14 protein-coding genes are annotated in these 16,619 nt (G+C 68.9%); 10 read left to right on the top strand and 4 right to left on the bottom strand.

Annotated elements, in window-relative coordinates:
- Nucleotides 1–27: 27 nt before the first annotated feature.
- Entirely contained in the window at nt 28–1,353 is a 1,326-nt protein-coding gene (locus FF100_RS30670; RefSeq protein ID WP_139039815.1) for an MFS transporter, read from the top strand.
- Complete coding sequence (locus FF100_RS30665) at nt 1,325–2,284, top strand: SMP-30/gluconolactonase/LRE family protein (protein ID WP_139039813.1); 960 nt, start codon at nt 1,325–1,327, stop codon at nt 2,282–2,284. The genes FF100_RS30670 and FF100_RS30665 overlap by 29 nt, the downstream gene beginning before the upstream one ends.
- A 149-nt stretch (nt 2,285–2,433) precedes the next feature.
- On the opposite strand, the gene FF100_RS30660 is transcribed toward FF100_RS30665, so the two are convergent.
- A complete protein-coding gene (locus FF100_RS30660; protein ID WP_139039812.1) occupies nt 2,434–3,210 on the bottom strand; it encodes a GntR family transcriptional regulator in 777 nt (258 codons plus the stop codon).
- A gap of 136 nt (nt 3,211–3,346) precedes the next feature.
- Here FF100_RS30660 and pcaB point away from each other — a divergent pair, with 136 nt between their 5' ends.
- The 3 genes from pcaB to FF100_RS30645 all read left to right on the top strand — a co-directional run bounded on the left by pcaB (nt 3,347) and on the right by FF100_RS30645 (nt 7,653).
- The gene (gene pcaB, locus FF100_RS30655; RefSeq protein ID WP_171070400.1) at nt 3,347–4,708 is read left to right on the top strand and encodes a 3-carboxy-cis,cis-muconate cycloisomerase; all 1,362 of its coding nucleotides are present in this window, start codon (nt 3,347–3,349) and stop codon (nt 4,706–4,708) included.
- Between the two features lie 106 nt (nt 4,709–4,814).
- Nucleotides 4,815–6,152: a cation:dicarboxylate symporter family transporter gene (locus tag FF100_RS30650; protein ID WP_139039808.1), complete on the top strand. Its 1,338-nt coding sequence runs from the start codon at nt 4,815–4,817 to the stop codon at nt 6,150–6,152.
- A gap of 73 nt (nt 6,153–6,225) precedes the next feature.
- Nucleotides 6,226–7,653: a class II fumarate hydratase gene (locus tag FF100_RS30645; RefSeq protein ID WP_139039806.1), complete on the top strand. Its 1,428-nt coding sequence runs from the start codon at nt 6,226–6,228 to the stop codon at nt 7,651–7,653.
- Nucleotides 7,654–7,695: 42 nt separating this feature from the next.
- Here the strand turns inward: FF100_RS30645 and FF100_RS30640 are convergent, their stop codons facing one another.
- Nucleotides 7,696–8,925, bottom strand: a complete 1,230-nt coding sequence (locus FF100_RS30640; protein ID WP_171070398.1) for a GntR family transcriptional regulator — start codon at nt 8,923–8,925, stop codon at nt 7,696–7,698.
- Between the two features lie 179 nt (nt 8,926–9,104).
- On the opposite strand from FF100_RS30640, the gene FF100_RS30635 reads away from it, so the two are divergent.
- Genes FF100_RS30635 through FF100_RS30625 form a run of 3 tightly spaced genes read left to right on the top strand, consistent with a single transcriptional unit; the run spans nt 9,105 to nt 11,914 of the window.
- Nucleotides 9,105–9,887 carry an acetoacetate decarboxylase family protein gene (locus tag FF100_RS30635; protein ID WP_205825082.1) on the top strand — a complete coding sequence of 261 codons (783 nt, stop codon included), beginning with the start codon at nt 9,105–9,107 and terminating at the stop codon, nt 9,885–9,887.
- Nucleotides 9,888–9,935: 48 nt separating this feature from the next.
- Entirely contained in the window at nt 9,936–11,177 is a 1,242-nt protein-coding gene (locus tag FF100_RS30630) for an ABC transporter substrate-binding protein (protein WP_139039802.1), read from the top strand.
- Nucleotides 11,174–11,914 carry an SDR family NAD(P)-dependent oxidoreductase gene (locus FF100_RS30625; protein ID WP_139039800.1) on the top strand — a complete coding sequence of 247 codons (741 nt, stop codon included), beginning with the start codon at nt 11,174–11,176 and terminating at the stop codon, nt 11,912–11,914. The genes FF100_RS30630 and FF100_RS30625 overlap by 4 nt, the downstream gene beginning before the upstream one ends.
- Before the next feature lie 105 nt (nt 11,915–12,019).
- On the opposite strand, the gene FF100_RS30620 is transcribed toward FF100_RS30625, so the two are convergent.
- Nucleotides 12,020–12,580 (bottom strand): histidine phosphatase family protein, encoded by a 561-nt coding sequence (locus FF100_RS30620; RefSeq protein ID WP_139039799.1) that lies wholly within the window; start codon nt 12,578–12,580, stop codon nt 12,020–12,022.
- 14 nt (nt 12,581–12,594) lie between these two features.
- Between FF100_RS30620 and FF100_RS30615 the strand changes: the two genes are divergently transcribed.
- Complete coding sequence (locus FF100_RS30615) at nt 12,595–13,026, top strand: tyrosine-type recombinase/integrase (protein WP_139039797.1); 432 nt, start codon at nt 12,595–12,597, stop codon at nt 13,024–13,026.
- Nucleotides 13,027–13,243: 217 nt separating this feature from the next.
- Here the strand turns inward: FF100_RS30615 and FF100_RS30610 are convergent, their stop codons facing one another.
- Nucleotides 13,244–13,888, bottom strand: a complete 645-nt coding sequence (locus tag FF100_RS30610) for an SOS response-associated peptidase (RefSeq protein ID WP_139039795.1) — start codon at nt 13,886–13,888, stop codon at nt 13,244–13,246.
- Between the two features lie 302 nt (nt 13,889–14,190).
- Here FF100_RS30610 and FF100_RS30605 point away from each other — a divergent pair, with 302 nt between their 5' ends.
- Nucleotides 14,191–16,170 carry a PAS domain S-box protein gene (locus FF100_RS30605; RefSeq protein WP_139039793.1) on the top strand — a complete coding sequence of 660 codons (1,980 nt, stop codon included), beginning with the start codon at nt 14,191–14,193 and terminating at the stop codon, nt 16,168–16,170.
- The last annotated feature ends 449 nt before the right edge of the window (nt 16,171–16,619 follow it).

Genomic DNA, 16,619 nt, shown 5'->3' with positions numbered 1-16,619 from the left:
CATTGAGTCAACGAGGGGAAGACGCCGATGACGAGACGCCGGATCTGGATCTACGTCCTGATGTTCGCGCTGGCGACCATCAACTACGTCGATCGCGTCGTGCTCTCGGTCTCGGCGACGTCAATCACGCGGGAATTCGGCATCACGCCGGTCGAGCTCGGCTACCTGTTCTCGTCGTTCCTGTGGCTCTACGTCGTCTGCCTGGTTCCGATGGGGATGCTGGTCGACCGTTTCGGCTCGCGGGCGGTGAACGCCGCCGGGATCGGGCTGTGGTCGGCCGCCACCGCGCTGACGGGTCTCGCCTCCGGGCTCGGCGGCCTCATCGTCGCGCGCATCGCCATGGGAATCGGCGAGTCGACGACCTATCCGGCAGCCGGCCGGGTGATCCGCGAATGGATCCCGCGCTCGGAGCGGGCCCTGTTCGCGGCGATCTTCAATGCCGGAGCGTATTTCGGGCCGGCGATCGGCGGGATCGCACTCGCCTGGCTCGTCGAGGCCGCGGGCTGGCGCGCGGCGTTCCTGGCCTGCGGCGCCGCCGGGTTCGTGTGGCTCGCCGCCTGGCTCGTCTGGTATCGCCGCCCCGAGGCGGCGGGCTGGCTCGATCCCCGCGAGCGCGACCTGATCCTCGGCGAGCGCGAGCCGGATGCGGCGGCACCCGCGGCGACGCCCTCCTCCCTCGGCCGGCTTCTCGCCTCGCGCGCCATGCTGGGGCTGATGCTGACGCAGGGCTGCGCCGTCTACACCCAGTACCTGTTCCTGACCTGGCTGCCCAACTACTTCCAGACCGAGCGCGGGATGCCGATGCTCAAGAGCGGCGCCATGATGGCGATCCCCTATCTCGGCGCGGTCGTCCTCACGACCCTCGTTGGGCGCTTCAGCGATGCGCGCCTCGACGCCGCGGCGGCGGCCTCGGGCGAACGTCGGCGCGTCGCGGCTCTCGCGATGCTCGCCGGCGCCGTCATCCTGCTCGCGCCGATGACGTCGAGCGTCCCCCTGGTGCTCCTTCTGATCATGGTCGCGCTCGGCGGCGTCGCCTCGACGGTCGCCCTCAACATCGCCCTCGTCGGCGACCTCATCGCCTCCTCCGCCGATGCCGGGCGCGCGACGGGGCTGCTGATCCTCGGCGGCAACATCTTCGGTATCCTGGCGCCGATCGTGACCGGCTACGTGGTCCAGGCCACCGGCAGCTTCGACGCGGCCTTCCTGGTGGCGGGCGGCCTGCTCCTCATCGGCGCCGCCTCGGTCTTCCTCCTCGCCCGCCACCCGATCGGCGCGCATTCCCCTTCCCTCTGCCCTTCCCTCCCCGCCAACCCGGGACCGGTGCATGTTCTTCCAGCCGCCGAGAGACCTTGAGACGACGGTGTTCGCGAGGCTGCCCGACGCGTACCGGCGGGCCGCCCCCGACAACGAGTGGGCGCGCTACCAGCCGCAGGGCGGCCCGGCCACCTCGCTGCTCGAGGGACCGTCGATCGACCGCGACGGCACCCTGTGGTGCGTCGACCTGCCGAACGGCCGGGTCTACCGGATCACGCCGGACGGGACCTTCCACGTCGCGGCCGAGTATGACGGCTGGCCCAACGGCCTGAAATTCCACGAGGACGGCCGCATCTTCATCGCCGACTACAAGCACGGCATCATGGAGATGGACCCTGTCAACGGCCGCGTCCGGCCCTTCCTCACCCGTGCTGGCCTGGCGCCGTTCAAGGGCTGCAACGACCTGTTCTTCGCCAGCAACGGCGATCTCTACTTCACCGACCAGGGCCTGACCGGGCTGCACGACCCGACCGGCCGGCTGTTTCGCCTGACCGCCGCCGGCCGGCTCGAATGCCTGCTCTCGAACGTGCCGAGCCCCAACGGCCTGGTGATGAACCTCTCCGAGTCGATGGTCTACCTGGCCGTGACCCGCGGCAACTGCGTCTGGCGCGTGCCGCTGAGCCCGGACGGCGGGGTCGCCAAGGTCGGGGTCTACGTCCAGCTCTCGGGCGGCTGGGGCGGCCCGGACGGGCTCGCCCTCGACGTCGACGGCCGGCTGTTCATCGCCCATGTCGGCATGGGGGCGGTCTGGGTCGTCGACGCCATGGGCGAGCCGGTCTACCGCATCCGCACCTGCGCCGAGGCGCACACCACCAACGTCGCCTTCGGCGGTGCCGACGGGCGCACGCTCTACATCACCGAGAGCGGCAGCGGCTCGATCCTGGCGGCACGGCTCGACCGGCCCGGGCGGCCGATGTTCTCCCACGCCGATCGCAACGGTGCCGTCCGTCCGGGCGGCAAGGGGGCGTGATCGCGATCCCGACCCGGTGCCGGGCCCGGGCGAGCCCGACGATCGCGAGGCCGGCGGTCGTCACGGTCGATCGGCAGGACTGGGTCGACGTCCGGTCGAGACGCGGGAGCGGGGCGGAGAGGTGAGCCCGACCGGGCGCCTCGCCGCGCTCAACGCCCTGCGGCCTCCGCGAGGACCGCATCCGCGGCGGTCCCGCTTCCGTTCATGCGGCGCAGCCGCTGCGAGACCGTGAACCGGCCCGCCGGGTGGAGCGTCGAGGACATCTCGAAGATCCCGCCCTTCTCGTCGACGTAGTGGCGCACGATCCGGAGCGCGGGCGCGTCGGCCTGCGCCTGCAACGCCGCGGCCCGGGCGGCCGGCAGGGCGATGGCGTCGACGGATTGCCGGATCTCCGCGCAAAGCCGGCCGTAGCGCTGCTCGATCAGCGTCGTGATCAAAACCTCCGGCGTGACCCGGGCGATCTCGCCGAGGTCGGCGTAGAGCGGGTCGATGTACACGTCGGTCCAGCTCACCGGGGGGGCGCCCGGCTCGCTGTTCAGGCGCAGGCTCGAGATCCGGAACCAGCGCGCCCCCTCCTCGCACCCGATCTCCGCAGCCAGGCCCGCATCCGCCGTGACGTGCGCCGTCTCCTGGACCACGCGGATCGTCGCGGCGCCGAACTGGATCAGGTCCTCCAGGGACGCGAGGGACTGCCGGTAGCCGCTCGTCGGTTCCACCGCCTCGACCCGCGTCCCCGCCTTCTTGTTGCGCGAGACGAGGCCTTGATCCTGCAGCTGGCGGATCGCGGTGCGCACCGTATGGCGGCTCATCCCGTAACGCTCGCACAACTCCAGCTCTGTCGGCAGCAGCGAGCCGACCGGATAGCGGCCCGTGGCGATCCCAGCTTTCAGGTCCTGCGCCACCTGCGCCCACAACGTCCCGCTCATCGGTCCTTCCCGCATCGCCGCGCGCCGCCGCGCGCCCACTCCCTTGACATCATGTCCGGACATAAAATATGCGTTTTAATGTTCGTACATAATGGCGCCGTTCCTGGAGCGGCCGGAGGATGCCGTGAGCCGCCCGATTCCTGCACCCGCCGCCACCGTCATCGACTCGCTCCTGTTCCGCGACGCATTCGGCACCCCCGCGATGCGCGCGATCTTCTCCGACCATGCCTTGATCCAGCGTTACATCGAGGTCGAGGTGGCGCTGGCCAAGGCCGAGGCGGCCTGCGGCGTCATCCCGGCCGAGGCCGCCGATGAGATCGCCGCGCGCTGCCGCTTCGAGGCGCTCGACTTCGACCTCCTGCGCCACGAGACCGACAATGTCGGCTACCCCATCCTGCCGCTGGTCCACCAGCTGGTGAAGCAATGCGGCGAGGCGGGCCGCTTCGTCCACTGGGGGGCGACCACCCAGGACATCATGGACACGGCCAACGTGCTCCAGATCCGTGCCGGCCTCGATCTCGTGTCGGCCGACATCGATGCCCTGCGCACCATCCTGGCCGACCTGTCGCGCCGCCACCGCGACACCCCGATGGCGGGCCGCACCCACCTGCAGCAGGCCCTGCCGGTCACCTTCGGCTACAAGACCGCGATCTGGCTCGCCGCCCTCGACCGCCACGCCGAGCGCCTCGCGCAAGCCCGCCCCCGGGTGCTCGTCGGATCCTTCGCCGGGGCGGCGGGAACCCTGGCCTCCCTCGGCGAGAACGGCCTCGCGGTGCAGGAGGCGCTCTGCCGCGAGCTGGATCTCGGCGTGCCGGTCTCGACCTGGCACGTCGCCCGCGACGGCTTCGCCGAGGTGGTCAACCTGCTCGCCCTGATCACCGGGTCGCTCGGCAAGATCGCGCTCGACGTGATGATCATGGCCTCGACCGAGTTCGCCGAGGTCTACGAGCCCTTCGTCACCGGGCGCGGCGCCTCCTCGACCATGCCGCAGAAGCGCAACCCGATCTCGTCCGAGCTGATGCTCGCCGCCTCCAAGGGCGTGCGCCAGCAGGCCGGGTTGATGCTCGACGCCATGGTGCAGGATTTCGAGCGCGCGACCGGCCCCTGGCACGCCGAGTGGATGGCGATCCCCGAGAGCTTCGTGCTGACGGCGGGCGCCCTGCACCAGGCGAAGTTCGCCCTGGGCGGCCTGATCGTCGACGAGGCGCAGATGCGCCGGAACCTCGGCCTCAGCCGCGGCCTGATCGTCGCCGAGGCGGTGATGATGGCGCTCGCCCCCCATACCGGCCGCCAGGCCGCGCACGACCTCGTCTACACGGCCTGCCGCGTCGCGAACGAGCGCGGCGGCACCCTGGCCGAGGCCCTCGCCGCCGTGCCGGAGGTCACCGCGCATTTCGATCGGGCGGCGATCGATCGCTTGACCGACCCGGCGAACTACCTCGGCGCCGCGCCGCAGATGGTCGACCGCGTCCTCGCCTCGGCACCGCGCGGCCGCTGACACCCCCACCCCACGACGACCGCATGCGCCGCAACGCGGGGGCGAACGCCCCCGCGGCAATACCAAGAGCGCGTGGTCACGGCCCTCGCCCCATCCGGAGGAAACGATGTCGACGACCGTCACCACGCCTGCCGGCCTGCACCCGCCGCCCTCGTCCGCGGCGCAGCCACGCAGGGCGATCTGGAAGAATCTCGGCGTCCAGATCGTCGTCGCGATGGTGCTCGGCGCCGCCGTCGGCTTCCTGTTCCCGAGCTTCGCCGCGCAGCTGAAGATCCTCGGCGACATCTTCCTGCGGCTGATCAAGACGGCGGTGGCGCCGCTGGTCTTCCTCTGCGTCGTCGTCGGCGTGACCTCGGCGGGGGACTTCAAGCGGGTCGGCAAGGTCGGGCTGATCGCGATGCTCTATTTCGAGATCGTCTCGACCCTCGCGCTGGCGGTGGGCCTGCTCGCCGGCAACTTGCTCGGCGTCGGCCAGGGCATGGCGGAGACGACCAAGGCCACCCTCGCGCAGGGCAGGGCCCCGACCGGAGCCGGCGCGCCGCACTCGACGCTCGACTTCATTCTCAACGTCTTCCCCGACAACTTCATCGGCGCGTTTGCCCGCGGCGAGCTGCTCCAGGTTCTGGTGATCGCGCTGATCTTCGGCGCGGCCCTGCTGCACCTGCCCCCCGAGAAGCGTCAGCCGATCGAGCGCGGCCTCACCACGATCTCGGACGCGTTCTTCGAGTTCATCCACCTGATCATGTGGTGCGCGCCGCTCGGCACCTTCGGGGCGGTCGCCTTCGCGGTCGGGTCGAGCGGCACGAGCGTGCTGCTCTCGCTGATCTACCTCGTGCTGAGCTTCTACGCCGTCGTGATCGCGTTCATCGTGATCGTGCTCGGGGCGATCTCGGCCCTGTTCAAGATCAACCTGTTCCGCTTCCTCGCCTTCATCAGGGAAGAGATCTTCATCGTGCTCGGCACCGCGTCCTCGGAGAGCGTGCTGCCGCGGCTCCTCGAGAAGCTGCCGACCTACGGCTGCTCGCGGCAATCGGTCGGCCTCGTCCTGCCCACCGGCTACGCCTTCAACCTCGACGGCACGTCGATCTACATGTCGATGGGCGTGATCTTCCTGGCCAATGCCTATCACGTGCCGCTCGATCTCGGCCAGCAGCTCGGTATCCTGGCCGTGATGCTGCTCACCTCGAAGGGCGCGGCGACCGTGTCGGGCGGCAGCTTCGTGGTCTTCGCCGCGACGGTGGCGGCGACCGGCGTTCTGCCGCTGGAGGGGCTGCCGATCCTGTTCGGCGTCTACCGGTTCATGTCGATCGCCATCGCCACCACCAACGTGATCGGCAACAGCGTCGCCACGGTCGTCACCGCCAAGCTCGCCGGGGAGTTCGACCCCCGCATGGCGGAGGAGGCGATGGCGCGTCTCCGGGCGGAACGCACCGTATCCCCCTGACCGACGCCGGAAAGGCCCGCGGGCCCGCTCCCCTACGCCGACGAATGTCCGTTCCCTCGAAGAGCCTTGCGCCATGACCGAGCCGTCGCCCATCCGGATCGAGAACGATGCCTTCGGCCCGGTCGAGATCCCGGCCGACCGCTACTGGGGGGCACAGACGCAGCGCGCGCTCGGGGTCTTCGCGATCGGAGAGGAACGCCTGCCGGTCTGCCTCGTGCGGGCCTTCGGCCTGCAGAAGCTCGCGGCGGCCCGCGCCAACCGCCGCCTCGGGGTGCTGGATCCGTTTCTCGCCGCCCCGATCGAGGCGGCGTCCCGCGAGGTGTGGGAGGGCGGGTTCGACGGCCACTTTCCCCTCGTGGTCTGGCAGACCGGTTCCGGCACCCAGACCAACATGAACGCCAACGAGGTCATCGCCAACCGCGCCAACGAGCGCCTCGGCCAGGCCCTGGGGACGCGCAGCCCGGTCCATCCCAACGACCACGTGAACCGGTCCCAGTCCTCGAACGACAGCTTCCCGACCGTGATGCACCTCTGCACCGCACTGGAGCTGCGCGACCGGCTGCTGCCGGCGCTTCACCTTTTGCGCGACACCCTGGCCGCGAAGGCGGTGGCCTTCGACGGCGTGGTGAAGATCGGTCGGACCCACCTCATGGACGCGGTGCCGATGACGGTCGGGCAGGCATTCCGCGCCTTCGCGGCGCAGATCGAATCGGGGATCGAGCGCGTCGAGGCCGTGGCTCCGCGCCTGCACCGCCTCGCGCAGGGCGGAACCGCCGTCGGGTCCGGCCTCAACGCGCCGACGGGGTTCGACGACGCCTTCTGCGCGGAGATCGCGGCCCTCTCGGGGCTTCCCGTCGTCCCCAACCCGAGCAAGTTCGAGGGGATGGGCGCCCATGACGCCCTGGTCGAGGTCTCGGGCGCCCTCAACGTGCTGGCGGTCTCAGTCATCAAGATCGCCAACGATATCCGGCTGCTCGGCTCCGGGCCGCGCTGCGGCCTCGGCGAGCTCGTGATCCCCGACGACGGCCTGTCGTCGTCGATCATGCCGGGCAAGCGCAACGCGACGGTCGCCGAGGCCCTGGTGCAGGCCGCCTTCCAGGTCGTCGGCAACCACGCCACGGTCTCGGCGGCGGGCGCCTCCGGGACCTTCGAGCTGAACGTCGCCAAGCCGGTCCTGATATACAACCTGCTGCAATCGATCCGGGTGCTGGCGGACGGCGCCCGCGTCTTCGCCCTGCGGCTGGTGCGGGACCTCGACGTCGATCGGGACCGCCTTGCCGACAACGTGGCGAACGCCCTGCTGCTTGCCACGGCGCTCAACCCGGTCCTCGGCTACGACCGCGTCGCCGCGATCACCCGGACGGCGATGAGCGAGGGGGTGACCCCGCGCGCGGCGGCGATCGCCCTGGGTTTCGCGACGGCGGAAGAGTACGATCGCCTCGTCGACCCCGCTGCGATGGCCTCGCCCGATGCCGCTGCGCGCCCGGATCGGGACGTGTGACGCGGCGGGATGCCTCGCGGATCCGAAAGGCGGCCTCGGCTTCTACTCTGACGGGGTCAGGTAATCCGGGCAGGCGACGCTGCCAAGGGTTGCCGCGACCTCGAACCGGCCGAGCCACCGGTCGATAGCCTCGGCGAGATGCCGCTCCAGGAGCAGGGCCGCCCCGCGCGCATCGCCGTCGAGCAGATGATCCAGGATGGCGAGGTGCTCGTGCAGGGCATGCTCGATCTTGTGCATCGGGATCCCGAGGATCGGGTCGATCAGGTGCCGTGTCGGGCCGAACAGGAAATGCGTTGGCTTGAGGGCGTGAATCAGCTCGTCGTTTCCCGAAAGGCCGAGAAGATCCCGATGCAGATCGGTCTCGGCCCGGTCGAAATCCCCGCCGTCGATCGCGGGCCGGGCCAGCGTCGCCTCGACATGCGTCCTCGCCTGACGGAGCCGGGCCGTCGGAACGCGCGGCGCGGCCTCGGCCAGCAAGACCGGTTCGAGCAGCCGGCGCAGCGCGTAGAGGTTGCGGATCCGCTGCGGCGTCACCCGGCGGGCCACCCAGCGCCCGGCGGCATCCTTGGTGACGAGGCCGACGCCGTCCATGCGGGCGAGAAGGTCGCGCGTCACCGTCCGGCTCACGCCGTAATGCTGCGCGAGCCGCAGGTCGTTGACGCGGACCGAGTGAAACAGGATCTGCCCGTAGAGTTCCTGCTCCACCGCGCCGTACAGGATTTCCCAGCGGCGCTGATGGGGCATCGGCGCCGGGTCGAGCGGTGGTGCCGCATCATCCGCCTCCCCGGCTGCAGCGATGCCCCCGACCCTGTAGCCACGCGCCCCGTCCTCGGAGACGAGCCGCTCCGCCGCCAGGGCATTCAGGGCGCCGCGGGCCGGCGAGCGGCTGACGCCGAATGTCCGGGCAAGCTGCGACTCGAGCAGCCGGGTCCCCGGCCGGATGCGGCCTTCCGCGATCCCCGCCTTGAGGTGGGCGTAGATCCGGTCCTGCAGCGAGACCGCGGACGATGTGACGAGCGGCGCCCGCCGGTCCGCCTCGTCCCGTGCCGGTCTCCGGTCGATTGTCATACCCTTCTCCCGGGAACGGCCGCGGGGCGACGCGATGGCGTCGATACCCGGTAACAGTGGTTGACTCCAATGTACACTGGATGCAGTGTACGCTCTAACAAGGGCGATCGGCGAGGCTGCGAGGCCGGTCTGCCGACCCGAACCAGCCGAAAAGGGACGAAACGTCGGGGCTGCCCGTCGTCGGAGAGCGATCCGACGCCGCATGGATGCTCCCGGCCATGACACGCCGCACGGGCCGGCAAGCGCGGCCGGCCCCCGGTTGCAGGCCTGATGCGCGGATCGTCGGGCTGATTCGGCGGCGCGGTCGCCATGCCCATTCATCCTTCGCAGCGGAACCTGACGATCGTCGCCGCGAGCGCCGCAGCGAAACCCAGGAGGTCACCGTGTACGACGTCAAGAAGATGTTCGGCGATTACGACATGCATCCGAACAGCGGCGTCAATCCGCAATACGCGCCGGCCTATCCGGTCGAATGGGAATGCGCGCTGCGGACCGTCGAGGTCATGACCCGGGTCGATCGGGCGAAGGTCGCCGCCCTCCTCGCCGACACGCCGTTCGAGCTCGTCAACGACCGGGTCGCCTTCCGCTTCATGGCCTCGCCGGGGCATACCCTGTCGCTTCATCAAGGGCGCATGTTCGACCTCATGGTGACGGTCGCGGTCCGCTACGAAGGATTGTTCACCCAGACGCATCTCTACATGTATTGCAGCGATCCGATGGGGATCGCTGCCGGGCGCGAGCTCTTCGGCTATACCAAGAAGGATTGCACCTACGCGTTCGACGAGGCTCCGGACGGATCGATCTCCGGCCGGGTCGACCGCCGCGGCGGTCCGCTGGCGGAATTCCGGTTCACACCCGATCCGGACGCGCCGGTCGTGCGCCTCGTCGACGCCGACGAGCAGCCGGGCGGCGAGATCCACGTCCGGCGCCTCCCGCATCCGGAGCGCCTGGAGACGGCCTATGCCGACATCGTCTATCGGCGCACGCCCCTCGCCTATTCCGAGCCGCGCCCCGGACGGGCCGCGATGACGCTGAACGCCTCCGCCTTCGATCCGATCGCGGCGCTGGAGCCCGAGATCTTGTCGGCGCAGTTCATGGTGTCCGATGTCTATGGCGGCGGCTTCGCGGTCGAGGACCGGCGCCTGCTCAAGCGCCTGATCCCGTAGCGCCCGCGCCGTCCCCCGCACGGATCGATCACCATGGGAGAGGATACGATGCCATCGACGGCCTTCAGTGCGCGCCGGATCGGCCGCCGGACATTCCTGGCCGGCGGGGTCGGCGCGGCGGTCCTGGGATCGACCCGCCTCAGGGCCGAACCGGCGCGGCCGGTCAGGATCGGCGTCCTGACCGACATGTCCAGCCTCTACGCGGATTGCACGGGCCAGGGCTCGGTCCTCGCCACGCAGCTGGCCGCCGAGGATCTCGGTGCCGGCCCCTCGCTGCCCGTCGAGATCCTGAGCGCCGATCACCAGAACAAGGCCGACGTCGCCGCGGCGATCGCCCGGAAGTGGATCGACCAGGACGGGGTCGACGTCATCACCGACGTCCCGAACTCGGCCGTCGCCCTGGCGGTCGGCAGCGTGGTGCGCGACAAGAACAAGGTGATGCTGGCCTCAGGCCCGTCCTCCTCCGACCTGACCGGCAAGGCTTGCTCGCCGAACACGATCCACTGGACCTACGACACCTACGCGCTCGCGACCGGCGCCGCGACGGCAGTGGTCGCCTCCGGTGCGCGCTCGTGGTTCACCCTCACGGCCGACTACGCCTTCGGCCACGCGATGGAGGGGGATGTCCGGCGCGTGGTCGAGCGGAGCGGCGGCAAGGTCATCGGCGGCGTACGGACGCCGATCAACACGCCCGATTTCTCGTCCTTCCTGCTGCAAGCACAGGCCTCCGGGGCCCAGGTCGTCGGTCTGATCAACGCCGGGGGCGACACGATCAACTCGATCAAGCAGGCGGTCGAGTTCGGCATCCCGGCCGGGGGGCAGAAGCTCGTGGCGACGGTCCTCTACATCACCGACGTCCACTCCCTCGGTCTCGAGACGGCGAAGGGGCTGCAATTCACCGAGGCCTTCTACTGGGATCTGAACGAGGGAACCCGGGCCTGGACGAAGCGGTTCGTCCCGAGAAACCGCGACCGCTACCCGAGCGCACTGCATGCCGGCGCCTATGCCTCGGCCCTGCACTGCCTGCGCGCCGTCCAGTCGCTCGGCAGCGCGGCCGACGGCCGGGCCGTCGTCTCCCGGATGAAGGAGATGCCGACCGATGATCCACTCTTCGGCAAGGGCTCGATCCGGCCCGACGGCCGCAAGCTCCATCCGATGTACCTGTTCGAGGTGAAGAGCCCGGCCGACTCGAAATACCCGTGGGATTACTACAAGGTCGTGCAGTCGATCCCGGCCGACGTCGTGTGGCGTCCGCTCGGCGAGGGCGGCTGCCCGATGGTCAAGGCATGAGCGTCGCGCTCGTCACCGGCGGCGGGGGCGGCCTCGGACGCGCCATCGCTCTCCGGCTCGCCCGGGACGGCGCCGCGATCGCGCTGGCCGACCACGATCCCGCTTCGGGCGCGGAGACCGCGCGGCTGGTCGAGGCCGCGGGCCGGCGCGCCTTGTTCGTCAGGACGGACGTCTCCGACAGCGCCGGATTCGCCGCCTGCGTCGCGGCCGTCGAACGCGATCTCGGACCGATCACGGCCTTCGTCAGCAATGCGGGCATCGAGGGTGTCGTCGCCCCGATCGACGAATACCCGGACGACGTCTTCGACCGGGTTCTCGCCGTCAACGCCAAGGGTACGTTCCTGGGCCTGAAGCATGTTCTCGGCCGGATGCGCCGGCGCGGCGCCGGGTCGATCGTCACCGTCGCCTCCACCTCCGCGATCCGGGGCCGTGCCGGCCTCGCGGGATACGTGGCCGCCAAGCATGCCGTCCTCGGGCTGACCCGGGTGGCGGCGCTCGACGTCCAGGGTACGGGCGTTCGGGTGAACGCCGTCCTGCCCGGCCCGATCGACACCCGCATGATTCATTCGCTCGACGCGCAGGCCCTCAGGTCCGGTGGCGCGATCCGAAGAGCGGGACAGCCCATTTACGGCAAGCCCGCCGACGTTGCGAACGTTGTCGCGTTCCTCCTGTCCGATGAGGCCGCGCATGTGAATGGGGCCGCCCTCACGGTCGACGCCGCCGCCAGCGTCCTGTGAGCGCCGACAGAGGACCTTCGGAGCGTCCGCTTTCGGGGCAGTCTGACAGAACGGACTCATTTGACCGGAACAGGTGGTGTTAGGGCTGTATATGCCTTCTCCCGCCTATGGTCTGAGTCGCCCTACCACATCAAACCCAGAGTCTGCATTCGGTCGAAGGACGGTGATCTCGCCGTCTGCCGGGACGATTCCGGTGAGCGCCGTGATGTTCACCTGATGCGTCACGAGCACGAGGGTACCCGGTCGGCCCAACCAATCTCGAATGCGGTCGCGTAGGGCTGCGCTCTGGTCCGGCTCGGCCTTGCGATCGACAAAGAAGCTGTCGAGAGACGGATCGGCCTCGACCGTGACGTCGGGGAACGCGAGGGCGGCGGTGTCGCGTGCGCGGCACCATCGGCTGGACCGAACCGCGGTCACGACGACGAGCTCACGTCTCAAGCGTAGGCCGAGTTCAGCGGCCTGTGCGCGGCCCGCCTCGCCAAGATTGCGCTGCGTCTCGCAGGCGCCGAGCCTGAAATCCGCCGGATCGCCGAAGCCCGGAGCGTTGGCGTGCCGCAGCAACATGACCGTCCCGCCAGCCCGTGCCGCCGCCCAAACCGCCTCCGTTGCAGATGCAGGGATGACAGAAACGACCAAAGCGAGGGCGACGATGAGATGTGCGTGCATAGAGCAAAACTCCGATAGCGACGCTGCCTTGTCCCGGTCGCGCGATCCGCCTTACGAAGACCAAGACATCCAGCCCGGGCGTCGTGCCGCCGAGCGACGAAGCCCTGGCTGTCCTGACCGGAACCCCTCGGCACATTACTCGGCACCACGTCTTTTGGAACGGCGACGGCCGCCGCTATACGCATTTCGCCAGTCAGTATCGCAACATCGCGAGGCGGGCTGGGGTCCCATGGCGCTGTCACGATCTGCGCCACCGGTTCGCCTCGGTCTTCCTGATGGAAACCGGTGACCTCGCCGCTCTTCAGGCGATCCTCGGCCACCGGACTGTGGCCATGACGATGCGCTACTCGCATCTCGTGACCGACCACCTACACCGCGCAATAGCGACGCTCGGCACAAGCCTAGGCACAAACACGGCGGAGTCCGACGAGGCCCGCGTCGGTTGACTACATCTAAGGTTTTGATTTCATTGGCGGAAGGGGTGGGATTCGCGCATCCCATCGATCTGACCTAAGCGATTGACGTAAATGAAAAATGTTACGGTCTCCGAACTCCGTGTTGGACGTTTTGTTGTACGCAATCGGCGCCCTCCCCGGCCGGTCTCCCCGCTTCATCGCGTCGACGGGCGAAAGCGGGCAACACCGCGGATGCTGCACCTGCTCCTTAGATCCCGTCATGGCGCTCGCCTCGTGCCACCTCGGCCATCATCTCGTCCGGGAGCGGCCGCTGTAGCTGCAACGCCTCCTCGGCTGGCGCCTCAAGCCAGGTGCGCCACTCCTCCATCGTGGTGAGCAGCACCGGCATCGCCTTCGGATGGACCGGCCCCACCACGCCGTTCGCCTCGGTCGTCAGGAACGAGAACAGCCGGTGCTCCTCCTCAACGGGCTCATCTCGCTTCGGCCCGCGCACGCCCGTCCACGGCCGCCAGATCCCCGCGAAGGCGAAGAGCGGCCGGCTTTCGTTGAGGGCGAACCACACCGGCGTCTTGCGGGGCTTCGTGTCGGCGTACTCGCTGAACGAGGTGACCGGCACGAGGCAGCGGTGCGCCGGCTTGAGCCAGGGCCGCCAGTAGGGCGAGGCGACGTTGCGCACGTTCGTGACCGGCTGCGTGCTGAGCTTCGGCGGCGGCGGGAAGCCCCAGCGCATCATCGTCAGCACCGGCTCGCCGCCGGCAGCGTGGATGACGGGCGCCATCTGGTCGGGGAAGATCCCGGGCAGCGGCGGCAGGTTGCCGGTCTCGTCGCGATCGATCGCGAAGGTGCGCCGGATTTCATCCTGGGAGCGGGCAGAGCTGTAGAGGTTGCACATGGCCGCGATCGTAGCTGATTGGCCTCTACCGGTCTCGTGAAGCGTCGTTGGCCGTCGCTGGAGGTGCGAGCCGCCGCTTTCGACCCGTTGCGGACCCTCGGAAGGTCCGCTTGCAGCTAGTACGATGGGCTGGCCTCGAAAGCGGCCTTCGCAACCGCGACCGCGGACACCAGCCCGTTTCTTTCTTTTGTTATAGTCGGTCCTCTCGAAGGGGCCTAGCAAATGATCCCTTCGGCGGGGTGTCCGCGCATCTGACTGGCCTTAGCGCTCGGCATACGCCGGTGGCCGCTCAATATTCCTCAATGACTATGGACATTATATCAGACAACATGTTGCAAGCCTCGGACGGCTTCCATGCATTCGGCAGTCATGTCGAGTGCACGGCATGGCTTTCAGCGCAGAACAAAGCGTTTCAGGCTGCGATCAACGGCGCGCCGCTCGCAGAGTCACTGGGCATCCTCGTGGATACCGCCTGCTCCCAGTCTGGCGGAGGCCTTCGCTCCGCCTTCTACCTGACCGACCCTGACGGCACCGGGCTGCGGCACGTCATAGGAATGCCCGAGCCCTATGCCATAGCCGCAGGCGGCATCAAGATCGGGTCGGACTCTTTGGCGTGTGGTCTGGCGGTCTTCAACCGTCAGCCGGTCATTACCGTCGACGTGAGAAAGGAGCCACGCTGGCAGCCGTGGCTCTGGTTGGCCGAAGAGCACGGCATCCGTGCCGTCTGGTCGTTCCCGGCCGAAACCGCAGCGGGGCGGGTCGTTGGTACCTTCGCCGTGTACTTCCGCGATCCGCGTGAAGCCACGCCCCGCGATCACGAGTTCGCCGCTGCCCTGACCCAGACCGCGGCGATCATTATCTCGCAGCACCGGCAAGCCGCAGACCTGATCCAACGGCGCATCACGGACGAGGCACTGCGCGAGAGTGAGGAGCGCTTCCGAGCCGTGGCCGAGCAAGCCGAAGCCGGCATCGTCATCGTCAATGCCGGCCACCGGATGAGCTTCGTCAACGATCGCTACTGCGAGATCCTGGGGCGCACTCGCGATGACCTGCTCGGCCGCACCGTGCAGGAACTGACCCACCCGGACGACTGGTCGTTCAACGAACCTCTCTACCAGCGCGCCATGGCGGCGGGCGCATCCTTCACCATCGAGAAGCGCTATCTACGTCCGGATGGTACGGCAGTGTGGGTGCGCAACGTCGTCAGCGCCCTTCGCGACGGGACAGGTGTCATCGTTGGCGGCCTTGCGGTCTCCCTCGACATTACCGAACGCCATCAGGCCGAGGCGGACCTGCGCGAGAGTGAGGAGCGTTTCCGGCGCTTCGCCGAGCATTCGGCGAACGTGCTCTGGCTCGCCGATCTGAAGAGCGGACAACTCAATTACCTCAGCCCGGCCTTCGCGCAAGTCTGGGGTATGCCCGTCGAGGCCATGCCGGACCTTGCGGGCTGGCTCGCGAGCATCCACCCGGAGGACCGCGACGGCGCGGCTCAGGCGCTGGAGCGGGTCGGAGACAGTGAGACGCTGGTGCTCAGATACCGGATCTTGCGTGCCTCGGATGGGGGGATGCGCCGCATCCGCGACACCTTCTTCCCGATCCCCGGGCAGGACGGGCACATCCGCTTCGTCGGCGGGATCGCGCAGGACGTCACGACCGCTACCGACCTACGCGCCTACGTGGTCGCGGCCGGTGAGGACGCCCGGCATCGGTTCGCGGCGGCCCTGCAGGCCGCCGATTATGAGGTGAAGGCCTTCGCGACAAGTCAGGCCCTTCTCAAGCTGGCTGGCTCGCTGATGCCGGGCTGCGTCGTGCTCGACCTTGAGGAAGCCACGGGCATGATCCTCATCAGCGCGCTGAAGGCTGACCGTTCACACCTACCCGTGGTGGCGGTCGGCGCGAGCGGAGGCGATGTCGGCTTCGGGGTGCGCGCCATGAAGGCAGGAGCGGCCGATTACCTCGACGCTCCTTGGACACCAGAGGCGCTGCTGTTCGCGGTCAAGACGGCGATGGCGGACATCCGTGACGCTGCCGAAAGGACGCGCGCACGCGACAAGTCCCGCCGTCGGGTTGCGTCCCTGTCGGAGCGCGAGCGAGCAGTGCTGGAGGGCCTGCTCGCAGGCGGCACGAACAAGACCATCGCCCGCACGCTGGGCCTGAGTCCGCGCACGGTGGAGATCCACCGCGCGAAGGTCATGGAAGCGCTCGGAGCCCGCACCCTGCCTGAGGCCGTTCTCATCGCCACAGCGGCCGGCGTCCGCCCGGCGGATCAGAGCAGTACATAGGTCACAACATGGCGCCCACCGGGGAAGCAGGTCGCGAAGGGTTCCGTGACAGACGCTGAACGCTACAGGTGCCCAGTTTTGCATCCCGTTATCTGACGCCATTGTCGCAGAGCGAATATCTGCAGGTGGCGTCTTCGCAGCGAGATCAGCTTGTTGCACTGCAGGGATTGCAGCACAAGGCGAATACCTTTGCTATGAACGTGGCCCGCTGCTCGGTGTTCGCGGTTGAAGCAGTGGCTTGCGCGGAACGACCCAGACCAAATTGGTTTCCCCGGTCCGGCCACCCTCATCGGATAGGCCCCACTGGCTTGGCTAGCATTCACCTAAGAGCGCCTAACAGAACGGCACGATCGGGTCTGTTGGGCGTTGGGGTGGTATGGCTCGCCCGCTTCTTCCCGACGACCTCTGGTCTGCGATCGCCCCGCTTCTGCCGCCGCACCCGCCTCGCC

Source organism: Methylobacterium terricola (genome assembly GCF_006151805.1).
In the GTDB taxonomy this organism is placed as follows: domain Bacteria; phylum Pseudomonadota; class Alphaproteobacteria; order Rhizobiales; family Beijerinckiaceae; genus Methylobacterium; species Methylobacterium terricola.
This window is presented reverse-complemented; position numbering and strand designations above follow the sequence as displayed.